The following is a 23,425-nucleotide window of genomic DNA, read 5'->3' on the forward strand; positions in this document are numbered from 1 at the left end:
CGCCCGTCCCCACCCCCGTAACGGGCCTCCACCCTCTGGTGATGAGTCCGCGCGCCCTCGTGACGGGTTCCCGCCCTCGAAACCTCGTGGTGGGTTTCCGGGCCCGCGCGCCGGACGCCCGTGGGTTCGCCGTGGGCGGGGGACGGGACGTCCGCGAGGGAGAGGTCGGCGAAGCAGACGTCGCCGGTGCGGCGGGTGGCCGCCTCGATGGCCAGGCGGGTCTTGCCGGTGCCGCCGGGGCCGACGATGGTGACCAGGCGGGTGGCGCGCAGGGCCGCCAGCCGTGCCAGCTCGTCCTCGCGCCCGACGAAGCTGGTCAGCTGCGCGGGCGGGCCGGTGCGTGCCGTGCGCTCCCGGTGCCGCTCCCCGCGCAGGATCTCCAGGTGGAGAGCCGCCAGCTCGGGTGACGGATCAGCGCCCAGCTCGCGGGCCAGCAGCCGCCGTACGTCGTCGAACACCGCCAGCGCCTCCGCCTGCCGGCCGGCCGCGTGCAGGGCCCGCATCAGCAGCCCGCGCGGCCGCTCGCGCAGCGGGTGTGCGGTGACGAGCTCGCGCAGCGCGGCCACCGGGTTGCCCTCGGGCAGGGCCAGCTCAGCCTCCAGCAGGTCCTCCGTGGCGGCGAGCCGCAGCTCCTCCAGCCGCAGCGCCTGAGGGGCGGCGAACGGCGCGCCGGCCACGTCGGCCAGAGCCGGTCCCCGCCACAGGTCCAGCGCCTCCCCGAGCACGCCGGCGGCCGGGGATGGCCTGCCCGCGGCCAGCAGCCGCCGTCCTTCCCTGGAGAGCCGTTCGAAGCGGTGGGCGTCCACGTCGTCGGGCGAGATCGCCAGCCGGTAGCCGGACCCGTGGAACTCGATCAGCCCGGCAGGCAGGCGTCGCCTGAGGCGGGAGACCTGCGCCTGGACGGCGTTGGCGGCGCCGGCGGGCGGCCGGTCGCCGTACTGGCCGTCGATGAGGCGCTCGACGCTGACGAGCCGGCCCGCGTCGAGCAGCAGCAGCGCGAGCAGGGCACGGGAGCGGGGACCGCCGGCGGCGACCTCGCCGCCGTCCGGCGCACGCACCACGAGCGGGCCCAGGATGCCGAACCGCACGAGTCCGATTGTCTCCCCTCGCCTGGCCGGCCGGGCCACCGCCACCGCGCGACCCGCGAGCACGTACGCGCGTGCCTACCGCGCGACGGGCTCCTTCGGCTGCTCGGGGGCCGGCAGGTCGAGGCTGTCGCGGAGCTTGACCGGCTTGAGGAGGAGGGCGGCGATCACGCCGACCACGGCGATGGCCGCCGAGAACAGGAAGATGTGGCCGGTGGCGTCGCCGTAAGCGGTGCTCACGATGGTTCTGAACGGCTCGGGCAGCGCCTGGACGTCGAGCGTGCTCGTCCCGCCGGCTGCCTTGGCCGGGTCGATGCCCGCCTTGACCAGGCCCTCGTTGATGCCGGCCATGACCCGGTTGGCCAGGACGGCGCCGAGCACGGACACGCCGATGGTGCCGCCGAGCGAGCGGAAGAACGTGATCGCGCCGCTAGCCGCCCCCAGCTCGCTGAGGGGGACGGTGTTCTGGATCGCCAGGACGAGGTTCTGCATCGACATGCCGACCCCGGCGCCGACCAGCACCATCGCGGCGGCGATGAGGAGCAGCGGGGTCTGGTGGTCGATCGTGGACAGCACGACGAATCCGCCGGTGAGCACGATCGAGCCGACCACGATGTACGGCTTGACGTTGCCGCTCCTGGACACCATGCGCCCGCTGATGGTCGAGGAGACCAGCACGCCGAGCATCATCGGGATCGTGAGCAGGCCCGCCTCGGTCGGGCTGTATCCGCGGCCGGTCTGGAAATACTGGCCGAGGAAGACCGAGCCGCCGAACATGGCCATGCCGACCGCGAGGCTGGCGACGATGGCCAGCGCGGGGGTGCGCCGGCGTACGACGTGCAGCGGCACGACCGGCTCCTTGACCACCGACTCGACCCAGGTGGCCGCGACCAGCAGCAGCACGCCGCCGCCGGCCATCGCGGCGGTCTGCCAGGAGAGCCACGCGAACGAGTTGTCCACGAAGGTGACCCAGATGAGCAGGACGCTGACGCCGGCGGCGATCAGGGTGGCGCCCACGTAATCGATCTTGACGTCGGGGCGGCGTACGGAGACGACGTGCAGCGTCTTGTGCAGCATGAAGAAGGCGATCACGGTGAACGGCACGGCGATGAAGAAGCACCACCGCCAGCCCAGCCAGGAGGTGTCGGCGATCAGGCCGCCGAGCAGCGGTCCGGCCACGGTGGCGACGGCCATGACGCCGCCGAGGTAGCCGTTGTACTTGCCGCGGTCCCTCGGGCTGATCATCGCCGCGATCACGACCTGCACCAGCACCTGGAGGGCGCCCATGCCCAGGCCCTGGAGCGCGCGGAAGGCGATCAGCTGGGCGGTGTCCTGGGCGAATCCGCAGGCCAGTGAGCTGACCATGAAGATCACGATGGAGGCTTGGAGCAGCAGCTTCTTGCTGAACAGGTCGGCGAGCTTCCCCCAGATCGGCGTGGACGCCGTGGACGCGAGCAGCGACGCGGTCACGACCCACGTGTACTGCGACTGGGTGCCCTTGAGCGCGCCGACGATCTGCGGCAGCGCCACCGACACGATCGTTGCGCTGATCATGGCGACGAACAACACGAGCAGCAGCCCGCTGAGGGCCTCCATGATCTGCCGGTGCGTCATCGGTTCCGGAGCCGGAGCCGTGGGTGCGCTCACGCGCGACCTCCCCTAAGGTCTCGGGTAAATAGATGCCGAGTGAGCAACTTTTCTCATTGAGCATATATTCCCGGCCGGTAGAGTGAGCGCATCATGGAGACCACGGTGGGGCTGCGCGAGCGCAAGAAGGCCGCGACGCGGCAGGCCGTGCACGAGGCCGCGCTGCGGCTCGTGGTCGAGCACGGGCTCGACCACGTCACCGTCGAGTCGATCGCTGACGCGGCCAACATCTCGCGCCGCACCTTCTCCAACTACTTCGCGGGCAAGGAAGACGCGGTGCTCTACGGGGAGGAGCAGCGTTTCCGCACCCTCGTACGGAAGGTCCGCGCCCAGCCGCCCGCCCTCCGGGCCTGGCCGGCGCTGCGTGGCGCGACCGAGGAGCTCTACCAGGAGATGGGCGAGCCCGAGCGGGAGTGGGCGCAGCGCACCCGGCTGGCCCGGCAACACCCGTCGCTGCTGGCCCGCCAGCTCGCCAACCACGCCGCCCTCGAACGCGACCTGTCGGACGCGCTCGCCGAGCGGGACAGCGGCATGTCGCCCCGCGTGATGGCGGCGGCCTTCCTGGTGGGGCTGCGCGTCGCCGCGAACCTGTGGAGCGAGGAGCAGGAGTCCCGCATGCTCATCGACGTGATGAACGAAACCCTCGACCAGATCGCCCGGCCCTTCACCTGATCGCCAGGGAGGGAGAGCGCCGCGGGCCATCGCGCGTTGCTCGGCCGCGGCTCCCCACTCCTCGACGACCTCGGGGCGCGGGCGTGCGACTCGAGCGGGTACGCGCCGTCGAGGCGCCCGGCGTCACCCGCCTCACGTACCGAAGGGACTAGTGCGGGCACCACCACCGGTTCTCGCCCGAGCGCCCGTGTGCGCGGGCCGCGCCGCCGATTCACTGGTCGGCATGACGATCACACGGATGGTTCCCGGCCGCTGGGTGGAGGGCACAGGGGCGGTGCTCGGGCCGCTGCTGCTCATCGCGGGAGCGCTCACCCGGATCGGCGAGGACGACTTCTTCCCCGGCCAGCTCGCCGCCCACGCCGCCGATCCGGGGCGGATGGCCGTGTCCTACGCCCTGTCCACCGCCGGCGTGGTGCTGCTGTGGCCGGCGGCCACCGCGCTGGCCGGGCGGATCGCCGCCACGCACCCGGGCTGGGCCCGGTGGGGGGCCACGCTGGTCGTCCTCGGGCTGTTCGGGCGGGTCTTCCACGCCGGAGTGAGCCACCTGGCCTTCCAGATGGTGGACGAGCTCGGGCTGGAGGCGGCGCAGCGGGCGATCGCGGACACGTACGGCGCGTTCCACGTCTTCAAGGCGGTCAGCGTCTGCATCGTGGCCGGCTGGATCGTGCTCGCCGTCGGCGCCCACCGTTCCAAGGCGTTCGGCTCCGGCGCGTACGGCGTCGTCAGCTGCGTCGCGCTGGCGCTCGGGCACGCGCTGCCGCTGGGCGTGCTGAAGGGCGCCAGCGATCCGATCTCGCTGGCCGCCCTGGCCGGGCTCGCCGTCGCCCTGGTGCCCCTCGGCGTCGGCGTGCTGAAGGACGGGCCGGCTCCCCGATGGTGGGCCGTCGCCCTCACCGTCGCGCTGGTGCCGGGCGCGTACGTCCTCGGGATGTACGGCTGAGCACCCCCACGCCAAGGGTCAGGGCGGGGCGGGGCCGGTGCTGCCGCGCGTCACGAGCCCGGTCGCCGGCGCCGGCACGTGGCGCGGCTCGCCGCCGTCGAGCAGCTCGAACAGCAGGCGTACGGCCTGCGCGCCGAGCGCGTCCACGTCGCGGCTCAGCACGGTGAGCGCCGGCCGTACGGCCTGGCAGAGCGGGAAGTCGTCGCCCGCGACGAGGGACAGCTCGCCCGGCACGGCCAGGCCCATCTCGCCGGCCACGCTCAGCCCGGCGACCGCCATCACGTCGTTGTCGTAGACGATGGCCGTCGGCCGCGGCGTCGAGCTGAGCACGCGCCTGGTCACCTGCGCGCCCGCCTCGCCGGTGCGGTCGGTGGGGATGAGCGTGCAGGCCATGCCCGCCCGCTCGCAGGCGGCGGCGAAGAGCCCGGCCCGGCGCGCGGCGGGCAGCAGGCCGGCGGGCCCGCACACCCGCGCCACCCGCCGGTGGCCGAGCGCGGCGAGGTGGCCGGCGACCAGCTCGGCGCCGGCGGCCGGATCGGACCAGAGGTGCGTCAGCCCGTCGGGGCCGCTCGGCTCGCCGAGGATCACGGAGGGCAGGCCCATGGACGCCAGGGCGCCCGGGCGCGGGTCGTCGAGGGTGAGGTCGGAGACGATGACGCCGTCGACGCGGCGCTCACCGTGCCAGCGGCGGTAGACGTCCAGCTCGTCGTCGTGGCCGGTGACGAACTGCAGCACGAGCCCGAACCCGCGGCCCGCCAGCTCGGCCTGGATGCCGCTGATGAGCCGGCGGTGGAAGGTCTCGACGGACAGGCCGGGGGACGGGCGCGACACCGTCAGCCCGATGGCGTGCGCCGCCGCGCCGTGCAGGGCCTGCGCGGGGACGCTGGGGTTGAAGCCGATCTCGGCGGCGATGCGCAGGATGCGCTCGCGCACGGCCTCGGACACTCCGGGACGGCCGTTGATGGCGTAGGAGACGGCCACCCGGGAGACTCCGGCGCGGCGGGCGATGTCGCTCATGGTCGCCTGCCGCCCCATCAAACCTCCACCCGCTGGTCTACCGACATGGTAGGGGCGGCCCGCCGTCAGCGGGACGGTGGCGCGGTGCCGCCCCGGGGCGGCCCGCCGTCAATGGGATGGTGGTGCGGTGCTGCCCCGGGGAGTGAGGTGGGCCGGCTCGTCGTGCACGTCGCCGGGCCTGTCGCCGGTGCCTTCGTCGGCGCCGGAGTCGTCCATGGCGGCCAGCAGCAGCCGGGCCGCGTGCACGCCGTAGGCGCCGATGTCGCGGGTGAGCGCGGTCAGCGGCGGGTGCAGCAGGTGGCAGATGGGCGAGTCGTCCCAGGCCACGATGGACAGGTCGGCGGGCACCGTCAGACCCAGCTCCTGGGCGACGGTCAGGCCCGCGATGGCCATGATGTCGTTGTCGTAGATCAGCGCGGTGGGCCGGTCGTCCGCGCCGAGGAGCCGCCTGGTGACCTCGGCGCCGTGCTCGGCGCTGTAGTCGGTCGGCACGGTCACCGCGCTCACCCCGAGCCGCGCGCAGACGCCGGCGAACGCCTCGGTGCGGATCGCGGTGTGCGCCAGCTCGGAGATGCCGCTGACCCGCGCGATCCTGCGGTGGCCGAGCGCAGCCAGATATTCCACGGCCTCCACCATGGACACCCCGTCGTCGGACCAGATGCTGGCCAGCCCGCCCGCGGCCGACGGCGGGCCGATGACCACGGCGGGCAGGCCCAGCTCGCGCAGCGCGCTCACCCGCTCGTCGTGCACCCGCACGTCGCAGACGAGCACGCCGCCGACCCGGCTCTCGCTCCACCAGCGGCGGTAGAAGCCGATCTCCTCCTCCTGGTGCGCCACCATCTGGAGCAACAGCGCGTAGGAGCGGGTGGACAGCTCCGCCTCCAGGCCGCTGATCAGCTCCATGAAGAACGGCTCGACCCCGAGCGTGGCCGGCGGGCGCGGCAGGGCCAGGCCCACGACCTTCGCGGAGGCGCCGGCGAGGGCGCGGGCGGCGCTGTTGGCGCGGAACCCGAGCCGGTCGGCGATGGCCAGGATGCGCTGCCGGGTCTGCGGCGAGACGCCCGGCTGCCCGTTCAGCGCGTAGGAGACGGCCCCCTTGGACACGCCCGCCTCCTTGGCGATGTCCGCGATGGTCGGTCGCTTCACGGCTGGCCTCCCGGGGGTGACTTTCACGGTTCACCGATCGTACGGGCCGGGCGGCCTGCTGTCGCGGGTGATGAGCGGACCGGATCGCCACCCCGCAGATGGAGGGAGACGGCGTTGACGGTCATCGAGGGCCCACGTAGAGTCTGGCTCGCTTACTCGGTTTAGTTCCCAGCGTCAGGAGAACACGTGTACCGTCCGCTGCACGACGGCTGGACCCTCCGCCCGGACGGCGACTCCCCGGTGGGAACCGCCGCCCTGCCGGCAACCGTGCCGGGCAGCGTGCACATCGACCTGCTCGCCGCGGGCCTGATCGACGACCCCTACCTCGACGACAACGAGACGCGGCTGGGCTGGATCGGGCGTACGGACTGGGTCTACGAGACGTCCTTCGACTGGAGCGACGGCGGTCACGAGCGGGCCGACCTGGTGTGCGAAGGGCTCGACACGATCGCCACCGTACGCCTCAACGGCCACGAGGTCGGCGCCACCGCCAACATGCACAGGTCCTACCGGTTCGCCGTGCGCGACCTGCTGCGCGACGGCGCCAACACGCTCCAGGTGTCCTTCCGCGCCCCCTACGCCTACGCCGAGGAGCAGCGCGCGCGGCACGGCGAGCGTCCAGGGCCCTATGACGAGCCGTACGCGTTCATCAGGAAGATGGCCTGCAACTTCGGCTGGGACTGGGGGCCCACGCTGGTGACCAGCGGCATCTGGCGGCCCGTCGGCCTGCACTGCTGGTCCGGCGCGCGCCTGGCCGAGGTCCGCCCGCTCGTGCGCGGCGACGGCGTGGACGTGCACGTACGCGTCGACCGCACCGGCGACGCGCCGGTCACCGTCACCGCCGACGTGGCGGGCGTGCGCGCCGAGGCCAAGCTGGCCCAGGGCGAGAGCCAGGCCGTGCTCCGCCTCGACGTGCCCGGCGCCGAACGGTGGTGGCCGCGCGGCCACGGCGCCCAGCCCCTCTACCCGCTCACCGTGCGCGCCGGCTCCGACCGGTGGCGGCGCGAGATCGGCTTCCGCACGGTCGAGCTCGACGAGGACGCCTTCCGCCTGATCGTCAACGGCCGGCCGGTTTTCGTGCGCGGCTTCAACTGGATCCCCGACGACTGCTTCCCCGCCAGGACGACCATGGAGAGCCTCGCGGAGCGCTTCGACCAGGCCGCCGCCACCGGCGCCAACGCGCTGCGGGTGTGGGGCGGCGGCGTCTACGAGTCGGAGGACTTCTACACCCTGGCCGACCGCATGGGCCTGCTCGTCTGGCAGGACTTCACGTTCGCCTGCTCGGCCTACCCCGAGGAGGAGCCGTTCCGCTCCGAGGTCGAGGCCGAGGCGCGGGAGAACGTCGCCAGGCTGGCCGCCCATCCCAGCCTGGTGTTGTGGTGCGGCAACAACGAGAACATCGAGGGCCACCAGCACTGGGACTGGCACGAGCCGCTGGCCGGCCGGAGCTGGGGCGCCGGGTTCTACTACGACCTGCTGCCCGGCATCGTGGCCGAGCTCGACCCGACGCGGCCGTACTGGCCGGGCAGCCCCTACTCGGGTACGCCCGACCGCGACGTGCGCGACCCCTCGACCGGCACCGTGCACATCTGGACCGTGTGGGGGCAGGGCCGCGACTACACGCACTACGCCTCCTACAGGCCGCGGTTCGTGGCCGAGTTCGGCTACCAGGGCCCGCCCGCCTACGCCACGCTGCGGGCCGCCGTCTCCGACGAGCCGCTCGCGCCCGGCTCGGCCGGCGTCATGCACCACCAGAAGGCGGTCGACGGCAACGCCAAGCTGCTGTCCGGGCTCGGCGACCACCTGCCGCGGCCCGCCAACTTCGACGACTGGCACTATTACACGCAGCTCAACCAGGCCCGCGCGATGGCGTTCGGGATCGAGCGGTTCCGCTCGCTCATGCCGTACTGCATGGGCACCGTGGTGTGGCAGCTCAACGACTGCTGGCCGGTGACGTCCTGGGCCGCCGTGGACGGCGCGGGCCGCAGGAAGCCCCTCTGGTACGCCCTGCGCCGCGCCTACGCCGACCGGCTCATCACCCGGCGGGACGGCGAGATCGTGCTGGTCAACGACACCGACGAGGAGTGGGCGGGCACGCTGGGGCTGGCCCTGCGCGACCTGGCGGGAAGGGTGCTCGCGGCGCGCGGGGAGCCCGTCGCCGTGCCCGTCGCGGTGCCCCCTCGCGCCACGCTGCGCGTCACACCGCCCGAGGACCCGGCCGCCGGGCTGCTCACCGCGGAGCTCGGCGGCGAGCGCGCCGTTTTCGTGTTCGCCGAGGATCCGGCCGCCGGCTACCCGCCGGCCGAGTTCACCGCCACGGTCGAGCCGGAGCCGGGCGGCGTGGCGGTCACCGTCACCGCCGCGACCATCCTGCGCGAGCTGGCGCTCTTCCCCGACCGGCTCGACCCGGCGGCGGCCGTGGACGACCAGCTGGTCACGCTCCTGCCGGGGGAGAGCGTCACCTTCCACGTCACCACCGAACGCGACCTGGACCCGGCGGCGCTGACCTCCTATCCGGTGCTGCGCTGCGTCAACGAGCCGCGTCCTTCATCGGCCTAGCGGGGTGCGGGTGAGCGCGCGCTTGAGGATCTTGCCCGTGGGGCTCAACGGCAGCTCGTCCACGAACGACAACCGCCGGGGGTATTTGTAGGCGGCCACCCGTTCCTTCACGAAGTCGCGCAGTTCCTCGCGGGTCACCGGTGCGCGCAGGGCGACCGCCGCCTCGATCTCCTCGCCGAGCTCCGGGTGCGGCACGCCGTACACGGCCGCCTGGCGCACGGCAGGGTGCTCGTACAGGACCTCTTCGACCTCGCGCGGGTAGACCGTGTAGCCGCCGCGGATGATCACGTCGCGGCGGCGGTCGACCAGGAAGAAGTAGCCGTCCTCGTCGACCCGGCCGAGGTCGCCGGTGTGGAACCAGCCGTCGCGGATGGCCTCGGCCGTGCCGGCGGGGTCGTTCCAGTAGCCCTTCATCACGTTGGGGCCCCGGACGACGACCTCGCCGATCTCGCCCGGCGGGGTCTCGGCGCCGTCCTCGTCGACGATCTTCATCTCGACGTCCCTGATGGGCCAGCCGATCGAGCCGGGCCTGCGGTGGTGGCCGCCGCGGTTCGTCGCGGCCACCGGGGAGGTCTCGCTGAGGCCGTACCCCTCGATGATTTCGCAGCCGAACCGCGCCTCGTAGGCCCGCAGCACGTCCAGTGGCAGCGCCGCCCCGCCGGACGCGCAGACCCGCAACATCGACAGGTCGGAGGCGCCCGGGTGGTCGAGCAGCGCGATGAACATGGTCGGCACGCCCTGGAAGACCGTCACGCCGTCGCGCCTGATGACCTCCAGCGCGCGTCCCGCCTCGAAGCGGCGCAGCAGCGTCAGCCGCGCGCCCGCCTGCACGGTCGCGTTGAGCGAGCAGGTCTGGCCGAACGTGTGGTAGAGCGGCAGCGCTCCGAGCACCACGTCGTCCACGCCGAGCGCGTGCATGCGGGCCACGGTCGCGGCGTTGCCCGCCAGGTTCGCGTGGGAGAGCTCGATGCCCTTCGGCCGCCCGGTGGTGCCGGAGGTGTAGTGGATGACCGCGGTGTCGTCGTCCCGCGTGGCGGCGACGTCGCGGTCGGGCGCCACCTGGCGCAGCAGCCTGCGGAACTCCTCGGGGACGACGAAGAAGCAGTCGGCCTTCGTGCCCGCCGACCCCGCCTCCGCCGTCTCCGCGAACGCGTGCCAGGCGATCAGCAGCCGCGCCCCGCAGTCGCCCAGGTAAGCCGCGATCTCCCGCCGCTTCAGCAGCGGGTCGAGCGGCACCACCACGGCCCCGACCCGCAGGACCCCGTAGTAGACCACGCCGAACTCGGGCACGTTCGGCAACATGATCGCGACCCGGTCGCCGGGACCGATCCCGCGGCAGCGCAACAGCCCCGCGAGCCGGGCGCTCAGCTCTCCGAGCGCTCCATAGGTGAGCTCCGCCTCGTCCAGCGTGAGAACCGCTCTGCCACCGAGCCGCTCGGCGGCGGTGAGGAGCCGGTCAGCGAGGTTCATGGAAAGACCGTACGTCCGCTCTCCCACGCCCCTCATTGGTCGCGGTGGCCAGTCTTTCCCGGCCGGAATTGGTCGGCAAAGAGTCCTGGAGAGCGATCGCGACGAGCAGGTCGACGAGATCGTTGATGGAGCGCAGGCTCCGTCCCGTGCGCTCCTGGATCCGGCGCATGCGGTATTGGGCGGTGTTGGGATGGATCTGTAACCGCTCGGCCGCGGCCCGCAGGTTGAGGTCGGCGGCGGCGAACGCCCTGATCGTGGCCGTGAGCACGCCGCCGCGCGCGCGGTCCTCCGACAGCAGCGCCGTGATGCGCGGATCGACCAGGTGACGGGCGGTGTCGTCGGCCTTCAGCGCCAGATACTGGAACGGCGTGATCCGCGGCAGCGCGGCCACGCCGCCCTCCTCCGGCACGAAGTCCAGCACCGCCCTGGCCTCCTGGTAGGCCTGCGGGATCTGCGCAGGGCCCGCCGCCACGGTGCTGATGCCCATGGCCAGCCTGATGCCCTCGGCCGCCAGGCTCTCCAGCACCTCCTGCAGCCGGTCGCACAACCCTCCAGGATCGGCGCCGGGGCCGAGCACGGGGATCGCCACGATCTCCGACTGGCGCACGACCGACAGCGTACGGGTGCCGTTGCCGCCGGTCCTGGCGATCGCCGCGCAGGCCGCGTGGCGCGCGTCGGCGCCCCGGTCGGGGCCCGTCGTCACCGCCGACGGCGACCCGACCAGCACCGCGATCACGACGAGCAGCGGCGTGTGCGCCGCCAGGCCGTGCGCCTGCGCCGCGGCCAGCTCCCTGCCCCGCGTCGGCACGCCGCCCACCAGCAGCGTCTCCAGCAGGTCACGGCTCTCGCGGACCGCCTCGGCGGCGGCGTACTGCTGGAACTCCATGTACGCGTTAGCCGCGTGCGTGCTGGCGAAGTCGCAGTAACGCATCAGCGGGGAAGCCAGCGACAGCGCCGCCTCGCGCCCGGCCGGCGTGTGCCCGGCCCGGTCGACCACCGACTGCCAGAACACCTGCTGCCCGACCCGGAACGCGTTGATGTAGTCGGCCAGCGCCACCCCCGCCCTGGCCCGGCGCATCGCCGCCCGCCGGGTGAAGGCGATGTCCTCGAACGTGACCGTGCGCTCCTCCAGCAGCACGGCCAGCTTGGCGCGGTAGTGCTTGACCACCTGGTCGCGCACGTCCGCGTGGAAGTCGGGGCCCTGCGCCGCGTAGGCGGGGATCTCGTCCCGCATGGTGGCGACCGCGGCGGCGGCCAGGGACTGGAGGTCGCCGAGCAGTTCGGAAAGGATGCGCGCGCGTTGTGCGCGGACCGCCTCCGCACCAGTGAGCGTTTCCGTGCTGGAACCACTGGACATGCCGGGATGATCCATGGCCATCGGCGGGCGGTCAACGGGTCGTAACCGGTATGAGACCCACGCTGTGCTCAGAGGACAACTCGCCTGAGACATCTTGGGTCACCGTGCCCAATGCGGCCCTTCACGGCCGGATCCTACGCTGAGCCCAACTTCAGAACATTGTTCTCCAGGAGGCCGGATGCTGGAGGTACACGATCTTACCGTTCGCTTCGGGGGCATCACGGCGCTGGACGGCGTGGGCTTCGACGTGGGGCGCGGCGAGATGGTGGGGCTCATCGGGCCGAACGGCGCCGGCAAGACCACCCTGTTCAACTGCCTGACCCGGCGGTACGCCCCCGGCTCGGGGACGATCACGTACGAGGGCGGCGACCTGACGGCCGTGGCCCCGCACGCGATCGCCGGGCTCGGCATCGCCAGGACGTTCCAGAACCTGGGCCTGTTCCCGCGCCTGTCCGTACGCGACAACGTGCTCGTCGGCGCGCACCACCGGGGCCGGGCCGGCTTCCTGTCGGCCGGGCTGCGCCTGCCGGGCGTGCGCCGCGAGGAGCGCACGCTGCTCGCCGACGCGGACGGGGTGCTGGAGCGGCTCGGCCTGACCGGGGTCGCCGGGCATCCGGCGACCGGGCTGCCGTTCGGCACGCTCAAGCGGGTCGAGCTGGCCCGCGCGCTCGTCGGCCGGCCCCGGCTGCTGCTCCTCGACGAGCCGGTGAACGGCCTCAACGCGGCCGAGGTCGAGGAGTTCGCGACCACGCTGAACGCGCTCCGCGCCGAACACGACCTGACCGTCATCGTGGTCGAGCACCACATGGGGTTCGTCATGGGGATCTGCGAGCGGATCGTCTGCCTGGACTTCGGCCGCAAGATCGCCGAAGGGCCGCCCGCCGAGGTGCAGCGGGATCCCGGCGTCATCGAGGCCTACCTGGGGACGGCGCCATGACGGATCTGGTGGTGGAGGAGCTGACGGCCGGATACGGCGACGCCCGCGTGCTGCACGGCGTGAGCCTGACCGTCGGCCAAGGGGAGATCTGCGCGATACTCGGGCCCAACGGCGCGGGCAAGACCACGCTGCTCCGGGCGCTGTCCGGCATGATCAGGGCGCGCGGCACGGTCACGCTGGGCGGCGCCGACCTGACCGGGCGCTCGCCCGACACGCTCGCCCGGCAGGGCATCGCCCACGTCCCCGAAGGGCGCGGCACGTTCATGCCGCTCACCGTCGAGGAGAACCTGCGGCTCGGGGCCTACGTCCGCAGGCGCGGGGCCGACGTGGAGGCCGACCTCGACCGCATCCACACCTATTTCCCGGTGCTGAAGACCCGGCTCAAGCAGGCCGCGGGCAGCCTCAGCGGGGGCGAGCAGCAGATGCTGGCCATCGGCCGGGCCCTGATGTCGCGCCCCCGGCTGCTGCTGCTCGACGAGCCGTCGCTCGGCCTGGCCCCGCTGGTCACCCGGGAGTTGTTCCGCATCGTCCAGGCCATCAACGCAGAGGAGCGAACCACCGTGGTCGTCGTCGAGCAGAACGCCCATCTCGCCCTCGGCATCGCCCAGCAGGCGCACGTCCTGGAGACCGGGCGGATCGTCCTGTCGGGCACGGCCGAGGAGATCAGGGCCGACGAGCAGGTCGCGCAGTCCTACCTCGGGTACCGGGTGTAGCCGATGGCCGGATTCCTGCAACAGCTCGTCCAGGGGCTCGGCGCGGGCGCCATCTACGCCAGCCTGGCGCTGGCCCTCGTGCTGATCTACCAGTTCACCGGCATCGTGAACTTCGCCCAGGGCGAGCTGGCCATGTTCTCCACCTACATCGCCTGGCAGCTCACGGCCGCCGGGCTGCCGTTCTGGCTGGCGCTGGTGACCACGCTGGCGGTGTCGTTCGCGGGCGGGATGCTCATCGAACGGGTGATCATCCGGCCCGTCGAGGGCGCACCCGAACTGACCCTGGTGATCGTCACCGTGGGACTGTTCATCTTCGTCAACGCCGCCGCCGGATGGATCTGGACGTTCCTCATCAAGGACTTCCCGAACCCGTTCCCCGCCGGCGCGCTGGAGGCGGGCGGGATCAGCGTGAGCTTCTCCACGCTCGGCGTGCTGGCCGTCGTGGGCGTCGTCATGGGGCTGCTGTACGTGCTCTTCCGGCACACCAAGATCGGGCTGGGGATGCGGGCGGTGGCCACCAACCCCGAGTCCGCGCGGCTGGTCGGCATCCGGGTGGGCTGGACGCTCGCGCTCGGGTGGGGGCTCGCCTCGACCGTCGGCGCGGTGTCGGGGGTGCTCGTGGCGCCGCTGCTGTTCCTCGAGCCCAACATGATGGGCGGCGTCCTCATCTACGCGTTCGCGGCGGCGACGCTCGGCGGGTTCGACAGCCCGATGGGCGCGGTCGCGGGCGGTCTGATCGTCGGCGTCGCGGAGACGCTCGCCGGGGCGTACGTCGGGTTCATCGGATCCGACCTCAAGGTGGGCGTGCCGCTGGTGATCATCCTCGGCGTCCTGCTGCTGCGGCCCCAGGGCCTGTTCGGGCGAGCGGTGGTGGAGCGGGCATGAGCAATCCCACGGAGACGAACGCGGCCCAGGCGCGGACCGCGGCGCCGCCCCCGCCTCCCGCGCCGCCGCCCGCGGAGTGGTGGCGGTCGGCGCGCTGGCGGTGGGGCGCGGCCGCGCTGCTCGCCGCGGCCGCCTGCTACGCGCCGTTCCAGCTGGTGCCGTTCCACGTCTTCCAGCTCACGATGGTGCTGATCTACGCGGTAGCGCTGCTCGGGCTGAACCTGCTGGTCGGACACGCCGGGCAGATCTCGCTCGGCCACGGCGCGTTCTTCGCCGTCGGCGCGTACACCGCCGCCATCCTGCTCGAACACTGGGCCCTGCCGTACCCGCTGACCCTGCCCGTCGCGGCCGGGGCGGCGTTCCTGCTCGGCCTGGCGTTCGGGGTGCCGGCCATGCGGCTGCGCGGCCTCTATCTGGCGCTCGTGACGCTCGCCATCGCGATCTTCCTCGTCCCCCTGCTCAAACGGTTCGAGGACCTGACCGGCGGCTCGATGGGGCTGACCCTCGCCAAGCCCGCGCCGCCCGCGTGGAGCGGGCTGGCCGAGGACCAGTGGCTGTACTTCCTCACCCTGGCCGTCGCCGTCGCCGCGTTCCTGCTCTGCGCCGGCCTGCTGCGCTCGCGCGTCGGCCGGGCGCTGCACGCCATCAGGGACAACGAGGGCGCGGCCGAGGTCATGGGCGTGCGGCTGTCGGTCCACAAGACGCTCGCCTTCGCCTGGAGCGCCATGTTCGCCGGGACGGCCGGCTGCGTCTACACGTGGGTGATCGGGTTCGTCTCGCCCGACTCGTTCACCGTCAACCTGTCGATCACGCTGCTGGCCGGCCTGGTCGTCGGCGGGCTCGGCTCGCTGTCGGGGCCCGTGCTCGGGGGCTTGTTCGTGATGTTCGTGCCCGGCCTCGCGCAGGACATCAACGACGCCGCGCCCGGCGTCATCTTCGGCCTGCTGATCATCGCGGTGATGTACGTCGCCCCGACGGGGCTGGCCGGGCTGGCCGGGCGCTTGATCAGGAAGATTCCCCGGAAGGAGTAAGAGGGATGCGAGTATCTGCGATCGGCTGTACGGCGCTGCTCGTGCTCGCCGTCGCCGCATGCGGGGGACGGGACCAGGGCGGTGCCACCGGCACGGCCACGTCGGGCGGCCAGTGCCAGGGGCAGCAGACGACCGGCATCACCGACACGAGCATCAAGCTGGGCGGCATCTACCCGCTGTCCGGCCCCGCCTCCGCCTACGGGGACATCCCCAAGGGCATCAAGGCGTATTTCGACTACATCAACGCCGAGAAGAACGGCATCGGCGGGCGCAAGGTCGAGTTCGTCGTCCGCGACGACGGCTACCAGCCGCCGAAGGCCGTCGAGGAGGCCCGCAGGCTGGTCGAGCAGGAGCAGGTGTTCGCCCTGTTCCAGACGCTCGGCACGCCGTCGACCACGGCGACCTGGGACTACGCCAACCAGCGCAAGGTGCCGCAGATCTTCGTCGCCACGGGCGCGTCCAAGTGGGGCGCCGACACCCAGCACCCGTGGACCATCGGCTGGCAGCCCAACTACATCTCCGAGGCCCGCGTCTACGCCCAATACCTCAAGCAGGAGAAGCCGGACGCCAAGGTCGCCGTCCTCTACCAGAACGACGACTTCGGCGAGGACCTGCTCGGCGGCTTCAAGCGGGCCATCGAGGGCACCCAGGTCAAGGTCGTGGCCGAGCAGAGCTACGAGGTGACCGACCCGAGCGTCGACCCGCAGATGCGCAACCTCGCCCAGTCGAAGGCCGACGTGTTCCTGAACGTCACGACGCCCAAGTTCGGCTCGCAGGCGCTGGCCGCCGACGCCAAGAACACCAAGTGGAACCCGCTGCACATCGTCAACAACGTCGCCGCCTCGATCACCGTGCTCAAGCCCGTCGGCTTCGAGAACGTCCAGGGCGTCGTGTCCAGCACGTACTACAAGGACCCGAACGACCCGACGTGGCAGGACGACGCGGAGATGAAGCTCTACAAGCAGAAGATGGAGCAGTACGCGCCGGCCGCCGACCCGAACGTGCCGTACCACACCTTCGGCTGGGCCGTGGCCAGCAGCTTTCACAAGGCCATGGAGGCGGCCGCCTGCCCGACCCGCGAGGGGCTGCGTGACTCCGTGCGCAACATGAAGGGGATCGCGGTCGACATGCTGCTGCCCGGCGTGACGATGAACACCGCGCAGGGCGACGGGTTCCCGATCGAGTCGATGCAGCTCATGGAGTTCAAGGGCGAGCGGTGGGAGCTGTTCGGCGAGGTGATCGACACGCGCAAGGAGTTCGGGCCCTTGACCAGCTGACCCGTCAGGTCGCGGCGACGATCCTGCCCGCCGCGACCAGCCGGTCGACCGCCTCGGAGACGGCCTCGAGCGCGGTGTGGCGGGGCCGATGGCCCAGCAGCCGCGCGGCCTTCTCCATGCTGCAGTGCGGGCTGTGCGCGATGTGGTCGTACGTCACCCGGGCGTCGTCCTCCGTCACCGTGCCGCGCCACTGCTCCCACGGAAGGTACGTCAGGCGCGCCTCCCGCCCGAACCAGCCCGCCACCGCCTCGGCGTAGCCGCGCAACGTCACGGCGGTGGCGGCCACGGAGTGGAAGCTCTCGCCCCTGGCGGCGGCAGGGCTCGCCATGGCGTCCATGAACAGCCGCGCCACGTCGTCGGCGTGCACGTGCTGGACGGTCTCCATGCCCAGGTTGGGCAGCGCCAGCTCGCCGCCGTCGGCCAGCGTCTGGAAGACGGCCGGGTTGACGTTGCCCGCCGGGTTGACCGGCACCCATCCCGGTCCGGTGATGTGGCCGGGATGGATGACCGTGGCGGGGAAACCGTCACGGTGCGCACGGTCGAGCAGATAGGCCTCGATGGCGGCCTTCTGCCGGCCGTACTCGGCGATCGGCCGGCGCGGCCGGTCCTCGGTCGTCGGCACCCGCGTGCTGGGGCCGTGCACCCAGATCGTCCCGCAGTGCAGGAACTGCCGCACCCGCCCGGCCAGCGCCTGCGCGAGGTGCCTGGCGCTCGCCTCCGTGAAGCAGATCAGGTCGATGACGACGTCGCCGCCGAGCTCCGCGACGCGCCCTCCGAACGAGCCGTCGGCCTCCTCCGCCGTCCGGTCGGCGGTGACCTGCTCGACCCGCCGCCAGGCGGCGTGCGGCGTGTAGGGCTCCCGTTTGCCCCGGCTCACGGCGACCACGTCGTGGCCCGCGTCGACGAGCCGGGGAATGAGATATGTGCCGATGTGCCCGCTGCCGCCGATCACCACTACGCGCATGCGCACAGCGTAGACCTCCGGCCGGTCACCATTGCCGGGAGCGGTCCGGATACTCTCCTGATGTCCAGTTTCGGAGGTTAAGGCTTGTCGGGGGTTGTCGCGGCGTTCGTCGCTCTGGTGTCCGTTGCCGTGCTCGGTTACCTCGTCGGCTGGGGCGGGCTCCTGCGGGCCAGCGACGAACTGGTCCTGTCGCGGCTGGCGTTCTTCGTGGCCACGCCCGCGCTGATGTTCGTCACCGTGTCGCGGGCGGATCTGGGCTCGCTGTTCTCGCCGGTGCTGCTGACCCAGATCGTCGCCGTGGCATGCGTGCAGCTCGCGTACGTGCTGGTGGCGCGGGCGGTCTGGCGCAGGGACCGGCGCGAGTCGACGATCGGCGCGCTCGCCGCGTCCTACGTCAACGCGGGAAACCTGGGCATCCCCATCTCGATCTACGTGCTCGGCGACGGCGCGCTCGTCGCGCCCATCCTGCTCTTCCAGATCCTCGTGCTCACCCCGGTCTCCTTCCTCGTCCTCGACAAGGGGGCCAGGTCGGCCCGGGCGGTGCTGCTGCTCCCGCTGCGCAACCCCCTCACCGTCGCCTCGCTGCTCGGGCTGGCGTTCGCGCTGACCGGGACCTCGCTGCCGGTCACCTTCATGCGCCCGATCGAGCTGCTCGGCGGCGCGGCCGTGCCCGTCGCGCTGCTCGCCTACGGCCTCAGCCTGTACGGCTCCCAGCGCGCGCCCGCGGCCCCCGAGGGCGGCGGCGTCGGGAAGGAGGTCTTCCTGGTGATCCTGCTCAAGGCGTTCGTCCAGCCGGGCATCGCCTACCTGACCGCCCGCCTCGCCCTCGGGCTGGAGGGCGGTGACCTGCTGGCGGCCACCCTGTTCGCCGCGCTGCCCACGGCGCAGAACATCTACGTGTACGCGGTCACGTACGACACCGGGCGGCGGCTCGCCCGCAGCGCCGTGCTGCTGACCACGGGGCTGTCCATCCCGATCATGACGGCGATCGGCGCGGCGCTGGGCTGACCCGTCCACGGTCACCCGGGCGCGGGCTCACGCGGGGCCGCAGCGCTCGCGCAGGGTCGCGACGCCGTCGCCGTCGAGTTCGTCGCAGTGGGCGCCGCGGCCGGTCATCGCCATCACCAGCGCCAGCGTGGTGCCGGAGACGAGCGGGCCCGAGCCGGTCGCGAAGGGACCGTCGGTCGCGGCCAGCCGCAGGCCGCCGATCCGCCCCTTGGCGAGCACGACGAGATCGGAGCCCTGGTAGTAGCGCGCGAGGGGGGTGAGCGTACCGATCGGGTGGTCGCGGCGGATGCCCAGCGGCCGCCGGATGTCCTCCCCGTGCACGACCGTCTCGCCGAGCATCGCGATGGCGGGGAGCGGCGGCGAGGTCGTGCTCGTGACGGCGCGCCGGAAGCCGTCGAGCGTGTCCTTCGGGGTCGCGCCCAGGTGCTCGGCCAGCCGCATGGCCACCTGCTTGTCGAAGTCGAACCTGCAGCGGATCACGCCCGCCAGCCACCGCAGGGCCGTGAGGCTCGCCCCGGACGTGAGATGGGCGAGCACCTCGCGCACGGTCAGCCCGGCACACAACGACGGCGTCGCCCACTGCTCGTCGGTCAGATCCGCCAGGTCCGCCGCGAGGGCCGCCCGCTCGGCGTGGATCAGCGGCCAGACGTCTTTGCCCTGCGGACGGACGTGCTCTGTCATCTGCGGTGCTCTCCTGTCATGGGTGCGGCTCAGCCGGAGACCGGCTCGTACGGAGGGAAGATTCCGGGACGCGGACGAATCATCGCTTACCAGGAAAAACATCGGCCATCGCCTGACCGTCACTTGAGGGCAAAAGGGATCTTAGGTGTGAAACACATATTTCACCGCCGGACGTGGGGAGAACATTTACGTATATGCGTAAGATCGCTCTGGAGGGCGCCCGCGGGGGTTGTTACGGTTCTCGCGATACCGCGACTATCCAGGGGGTTTCATGGGCGAGTCCTCGACGGTTCCGCTGCACATGCGGCGGGTGGAGTTCGATCCCGCGCCGGAGCTGACGGCCGCGCGCGACGACGAGCGGGTCAAGCGCATCACGACGACGTTCGGCGACGAAGCCTGGCTCGTGACCCGCTACGCGGACGTACGCGAGGTGCTGGGCGACTCCGAGCGGTTCAAGATCGCCCCGCAGGGCATCGCACGGCTGCCCGGCTCGCCGAAGATGACCGAGGAGCAGCGGGCCAAGGTGCGCGCGGGCAACCTGCTCGGCGTCGACCCGCCCGAGCACACCCGGCTGCGCAGGATGCTCACCGCCGAGTTCACCATCCGCCGCATGCGCCGGCTCGAACCGCGGATCAAGCGCATCGTGGACGACCACCTCGACGCCATGGAGGCCGCCGGCGCGCCCGCCGACCTGGTGTCGTCGTTCGCGCTGCCGATCCCGTCGCTGGTGATCTGCGAGCTGCTCGGCGTCCCGTACGAGGACCGCGAGACCTTCCAGCACCGCACCAGCAGGATGCTGGACATGACGGTGCCGGGCGAGGAGCGGCTGCGCATGCAGTTCGAGCAGCGCGCCTACATGGAGCAGCTGGTCGCCCGCATCCAGGCCGACCCCGGCGACGAACTGCTCGGCATGCTGGTCCGCGAGCACCCCGACGACCTGACGACCGACGAGCTCGTCGGCATCGGCGGCCTGCTGCTGTTCGCCGGGCACGAGACCACCTCCAACATGCTCTCCCTCGGCACGCTCGCCCTGCTGCGCCATCCCGATCAGCTCGAGCTGCTGCGCAAGGAGCCCGAGCGCATCGACGCCGCCGTCGAGGAGCTGCTGCGCTGGCTCAGCATCGTGCACTCCGGGACCACCAAGATCACGACGACCGAGGTCCGGATCGGCGGCCAGACCATCGGGCCGGGCCAGCTGGTGATCTGCTCGCTGCCCGCCGCCAACCGCGACCCCGAGCTCATGTCCGACGCCGACACGTTCGACATCACGCGCGGCGCCCCCGGCCACCTCGCCTTCGGCCACGGCGTGCACCACTGCCTCGGCGCCCCGCTGGCCCGCATGGAGATGCGCATCGCCTTCCCCGCCCTGCTCCAGCGCTTCCCCGAGCTGCGCGTCGCCGACTCGGGCACGAACTTCCGCTCCTTCAGCGTCGTGTACGGCATGACTGCGCTGGAGGTCACCTGGTAGGCGGCCCTTCACCGGCCATAGGAAAATGTCGGCCCGGCCGGATACCGTGCAAGCGTCATGTCCCAGGACGTCACGGCGCACGAGCTGATCGGCAGGGAGCACCCCGCCGCGCTGCTGCGTGCCGAGATCTCCAGGGCGATCGGCAGCCACGGCGGCCTGGTGCTGGTCACCGGCGAGGCGGGCATCGGCAAGACCACGCTCGTCACCAGCGCGGCGGGCGAGGCCAGACGCCAGGGGGCGCTGGTCGTCGGCGGCGCCTGCTGGGATTCCGCGAGCGCGCCCGGCTACTGGCCGTGGGTCCAGGTCATCAGGGCGCTGCGGCGGGTCGCCGAGCCGCAGGAGTGGGCGGCGGCCGAGGAGGCCGCCGGCGGCAGCCTGGCCGCGCTGCTCGGCGAGGCGCCGGGCAGCGAGACCCCTGACGGCTTCCGGCTCTACGACGCGGTCACCTCCGCCCTGGTCGCGCTGACCCAGCGGCGCCCTGTGGTGATCGTCATCGACGACCTCCACGTGGCCGACCCGGCCTCGCTGCGGCTGCTGGAGTTCGCGGCGCAGCAGACGTGGTTCGAGCGGCTGCTGCTGATCGGCACCTACCGCGACGCCGAGGTCGAGCCGGTCGACCATCCGCTGCGCGACCTGCTGTCGCCGCTCGTCGCCAGGGCCACCACCATCACGCTGACCGGGCTCGACCTGGCGGGTGTCCAGTCGCTCATGGCCCGCACCGCCGGCCACGAGCCGCCGGCCGACCTCGCCGCGGAGGTCCACCTGCGCACCGGCGGCAACCCGTTCTTCATCGAGCAGACCGCCCGGCTGTGGCGCAGCGGCGGCTCGGTCGGCGCCGTCGCGCCAGGCGTGCGCGACGCGCTGCTGCGCCGGCTGTCGCTGCTGCCCCGGCCCGTGTCCGAGCTGCTGCCCGCCGCGGCCGTGCTCGGTAACGAGTTCCACCGCCAGGTGCTCGCCGCCGTCGCCGCCGCCCCCGTGGCCCACATTGACCGGCTGCTGGAGCTGGCCGTCGTGGCCAGGCTCGTGGTGACCAAGGGCGGCGGCGTGTTCGCGTTCGCCCACGACCTGGTGCGCGAGACGCTCTACGACTCGCTCGAAGACCCGCGCGACCTGCACGGCGCGGTCGTCGCCGCCCTCGACGGCGCGCCCGGCCTGGCGGGCAGGCTGCTCCCGAGCGACCGGGCGAGGCACGCCTGGCTCGCCGGCGACCGCGTCGACGCGGAGCGGGCGATCGACCTCACGCTCGCCGCCGCCCGCGACGCGAGGAGCCGGCTGGCGGGCGAGGAGCAGCTCGGCCACCTGCGCCGGGCCTATGACCTGAGCGCCGCGGCCGATCCGCGCAGGCGCACCATGATCGCCCTCGACCTGGGCAAAGAGCTCGCCCACCTCGGCGAGCGCGACGCGGCCCGGCGGCTCTTCGACGAGGCCGCCGCCCTCGCCCGCGACCTCGACGACCCCGAGCTGCCCGCCCGCGTCGCGCTCACGTTCCACTCCCACTACGGCCTCGACCAGGCCCTCGACCTGCTCAGAGCGGCACACGCCAGGCTCGTCGGCGGCTCGGTCCCCGACGAGCGGCTCGCCCTCGACCTGGTCTTCCACCTCGCCTCCCACGCCAGGCAGGGCGGCGACGACGAGGCGCTGACGTTCAGCCTGTGGGCCCAGCACGACATCATCTGGGGCCCCGGCACGGCGGGAGAGCGGGTGGCGCTGACCGGCGAGCTGATCGGCGTGGCCCGGCGCACCAACGACCCCGAGCTCGAGCACTTCGCCACCGCGCTGCGCTGGGTCGCCATGATCGAGCAGGGCGACCCCCGCTACCTCGACCATTTCCACGACTACGCCGCGCGGAGCCGGCGCAGCGGGCAGTCCAACCTCGCCATGACCGCCGACATCGACACCGCCATCATCGCGGCCCTCGCCGGCCGCTTCGCCGAAGCCGAGGCGCTGCTGCCCGAGATCCGGGCGGTGTCCCACCACGAGCACTTCGCGTCCATGCTCAACCACCACCTCTGGGCGCTCCTGTCGCTGCAGGGCCGCGTCGCGGAGCAGCAGCGCGTGCTCCGCGACCTCAGAGGCGGCGAGCACCCGTGCGTCGCGGTGCTGGAGGCGCTGACCGCCCTGCAGGCCGGCGACCTCGACCTGGCGCTTCGCCACTACGCCGACGGCGAGCCGCGCCAGCGCATGGCCAGGCCGCTGTGGCTGCGCTTCCAGGCGCAGATCGCCGCGGCCACCTGCGATCCCGCGCTGTGCGCGCAGGCCAGGGCCGCGCTGGAGCCGCACAGGGGGCGATGGGCCGTGTCGCTGTTCGGCTGGGACATCAGCGGGCCCTACGATCTCTGGCTGGCCATGGTCGACGCCGCGGAGGGGCGGTGGGGCGCCGCCGTCGAGGGGTTCACGGCAGCATGGCGCTCCGCCGACCTGATGCGGGCGCGGCCATGGTCCATCCTCGCCCGCGCCCACCTGGCCGAGACCCTCCTGGCGAGGGCCGCGCCCGGCGACGCCGGCACGGCTCGCGACCTGCTCGACGCGGTGCGCGAGGAGGCCGCCGAGCTGGGCATGCACCACGCC

Annotated in this window: 19 protein-coding genes; 11 read left to right on the plus strand and 8 right to left on the minus strand. The window is 72.6% G+C overall.

Annotated features, from left to right (window positions below; translation table 11 throughout):
- Both E1292_RS38910 and E1292_RS38915 read right to left on the minus strand, forming a co-directional pair.
- Window positions 1–1,088, minus strand: a 1,088-nt coding sequence (locus tag E1292_RS38910) for an AfsR/SARP family transcriptional regulator (RefSeq protein WP_181958358.1), incomplete at its 3' end; no start/stop codon positions are given.
- A gap of 75 nt (window positions 1,089–1,163) precedes the next feature.
- Window positions 1,164–2,732, minus strand: coding sequence for an MDR family MFS transporter (locus E1292_RS38915; protein WP_500690528.1), 1,569 nt, complete (start codon window positions 2,730–2,732; stop codon window positions 1,164–1,166).
- A gap of 93 nt (window positions 2,733–2,825) precedes the next feature.
- On the opposite strand from E1292_RS38915, the gene E1292_RS38920 reads away from it, so the two are divergent.
- A complete protein-coding gene (locus E1292_RS38920) occupies window positions 2,826–3,404 on the plus strand; it encodes a TetR/AcrR family transcriptional regulator (RefSeq protein WP_132603338.1) in 579 nt (192 codons plus the stop codon).
- A 223-nt stretch (window positions 3,405–3,627) separates the two neighbouring features.
- Window positions 3,628–4,344, plus strand: coding sequence for a hypothetical protein (locus tag E1292_RS38925; RefSeq protein ID WP_132603340.1), 717 nt, complete (start codon window positions 3,628–3,630; stop codon window positions 4,342–4,344).
- A gap of 18 nt (window positions 4,345–4,362) precedes the next feature.
- Here the strand turns inward: E1292_RS38925 and E1292_RS38930 are convergent, their stop codons facing one another.
- Together E1292_RS38930 and E1292_RS38935 are read right to left on the minus strand one after the other, a co-directional pair.
- Complete coding sequence (locus tag E1292_RS38930; RefSeq protein ID WP_220447276.1) at window positions 4,363–5,379, minus strand: LacI family DNA-binding transcriptional regulator; 1,017 nt, start codon at window positions 5,377–5,379, stop codon at window positions 4,363–4,365.
- Between the two features lie 90 nt (window positions 5,380–5,469).
- Window positions 5,470–6,507: a LacI family DNA-binding transcriptional regulator gene (locus E1292_RS38935; protein WP_132603346.1), complete on the minus strand. Its 1,038-nt coding sequence runs from the start codon at window positions 6,505–6,507 to the stop codon at window positions 5,470–5,472.
- A 186-nt stretch (window positions 6,508–6,693) separates the two neighbouring features.
- On the opposite strand from E1292_RS38935, the gene E1292_RS38940 reads away from it, so the two are divergent.
- Window positions 6,694–9,066 carry a glycoside hydrolase family 2 protein gene (locus E1292_RS38940; protein WP_132603349.1) on the plus strand — a complete coding sequence of 791 codons (2,373 nt, stop codon included), beginning with the start codon at window positions 6,694–6,696 and terminating at the stop codon, window positions 9,064–9,066.
- On the opposite strand, the gene E1292_RS38945 is transcribed toward E1292_RS38940, so the two are convergent.
- A complete protein-coding gene (locus tag E1292_RS38945) occupies window positions 9,055–10,536 on the minus strand; it encodes a long-chain-fatty-acid--CoA ligase (RefSeq protein ID WP_132603352.1) in 1,482 nt (493 codons plus the stop codon). The two genes, E1292_RS38940 and E1292_RS38945, sit on opposite strands and share 12 nt — an antisense overlap.
- The gene (locus tag E1292_RS38950) at window positions 10,523–11,893 is read right to left on the minus strand and encodes a PucR family transcriptional regulator (protein ID WP_132603354.1); all 1,371 of its coding nucleotides are present in this window, start codon (window positions 11,891–11,893) and stop codon (window positions 10,523–10,525) included. Before E1292_RS38950 ends, E1292_RS38945 begins: the two co-directional genes overlap by 14 nt.
- Window positions 11,894–12,071: 178 nt before the next feature.
- On the opposite strand from E1292_RS38950, the gene E1292_RS38955 reads away from it, so the two are divergent.
- From E1292_RS38955 to E1292_RS38975, 5 genes are read left to right on the plus strand one after another with little or no spacing between them, the layout of a single operon-like run.
- Window positions 12,072–12,830, plus strand: coding sequence for an ABC transporter ATP-binding protein (locus E1292_RS38955; RefSeq protein ID WP_132603357.1), 759 nt, complete (start codon window positions 12,072–12,074; stop codon window positions 12,828–12,830).
- Window positions 12,827–13,543 carry an ABC transporter ATP-binding protein gene (locus tag E1292_RS38960; RefSeq protein WP_132603360.1) on the plus strand — a complete coding sequence of 239 codons (717 nt, stop codon included), beginning with the start codon at window positions 12,827–12,829 and terminating at the stop codon, window positions 13,541–13,543. Before E1292_RS38955 ends, E1292_RS38960 begins: the two co-directional genes overlap by 4 nt.
- Window positions 13,544–13,546: 3 nt before the next feature.
- On the plus strand, window positions 13,547–14,428 hold the full coding sequence (locus E1292_RS38965) for a branched-chain amino acid ABC transporter permease (protein ID WP_132603363.1): 882 nt from the start codon (window positions 13,547–13,549) through the stop codon (window positions 14,426–14,428).
- Complete coding sequence (locus tag E1292_RS38970; protein WP_132603366.1) at window positions 14,425–15,459, plus strand: branched-chain amino acid ABC transporter permease; 1,035 nt, start codon at window positions 14,425–14,427, stop codon at window positions 15,457–15,459. The genes E1292_RS38965 and E1292_RS38970 overlap by 4 nt, the downstream gene beginning before the upstream one ends.
- Window positions 15,460–15,464: 5 nt before the next feature.
- Window positions 15,465–16,736: an ABC transporter substrate-binding protein gene (locus tag E1292_RS38975; RefSeq protein WP_132603369.1), complete on the plus strand. Its 1,272-nt coding sequence runs from the start codon at window positions 15,465–15,467 to the stop codon at window positions 16,734–16,736.
- 4 nt (window positions 16,737–16,740) lie between these two features.
- Here the strand turns inward: E1292_RS38975 and E1292_RS38980 are convergent, their stop codons facing one another.
- The gene (locus tag E1292_RS38980; protein ID WP_132603372.1) at window positions 16,741–17,700 is read right to left on the minus strand and encodes an NAD-dependent epimerase/dehydratase family protein; all 960 of its coding nucleotides are present in this window, start codon (window positions 17,698–17,700) and stop codon (window positions 16,741–16,743) included.
- A gap of 84 nt (window positions 17,701–17,784) precedes the next feature.
- Here E1292_RS38980 and E1292_RS38985 point away from each other — a divergent pair, with 84 nt between their 5' ends.
- On the plus strand, window positions 17,785–18,708 hold the full coding sequence (locus E1292_RS38985; protein WP_132603375.1) for an AEC family transporter: 924 nt from the start codon (window positions 17,785–17,787) through the stop codon (window positions 18,706–18,708).
- A 27-nt stretch (window positions 18,709–18,735) separates the two neighbouring features.
- Here the strand turns inward: E1292_RS38985 and E1292_RS38990 are convergent, their stop codons facing one another.
- On the minus strand, window positions 18,736–19,389 hold the full coding sequence (locus E1292_RS38990) for a maleylpyruvate isomerase family mycothiol-dependent enzyme (RefSeq protein ID WP_132603378.1): 654 nt from the start codon (window positions 19,387–19,389) through the stop codon (window positions 18,736–18,738).
- A gap of 271 nt (window positions 19,390–19,660) precedes the next feature.
- On the opposite strand from E1292_RS38990, the gene E1292_RS38995 reads away from it, so the two are divergent.
- Both E1292_RS38995 and E1292_RS39000 read left to right on the plus strand, forming a co-directional pair.
- On the plus strand, window positions 19,661–20,857 hold the full coding sequence (locus tag E1292_RS38995) for a cytochrome P450 (RefSeq protein WP_132603381.1): 1,197 nt from the start codon (window positions 19,661–19,663) through the stop codon (window positions 20,855–20,857).
- Window positions 20,858–20,914: 57 nt separating this feature from the next.
- Window positions 20,915–23,425, plus strand: a 2,511-nt coding sequence (locus E1292_RS39000) for an ATP-binding protein (protein ID WP_132603384.1), incomplete at its 3' end; no start/stop codon positions are given.

The organism is Nonomuraea deserti (assembly GCF_004348685.1).
GTDB classification, from domain to species: Bacteria; Actinomycetota; Actinomycetes; order Streptosporangiales; family Streptosporangiaceae; genus Nonomuraea; species Nonomuraea deserti.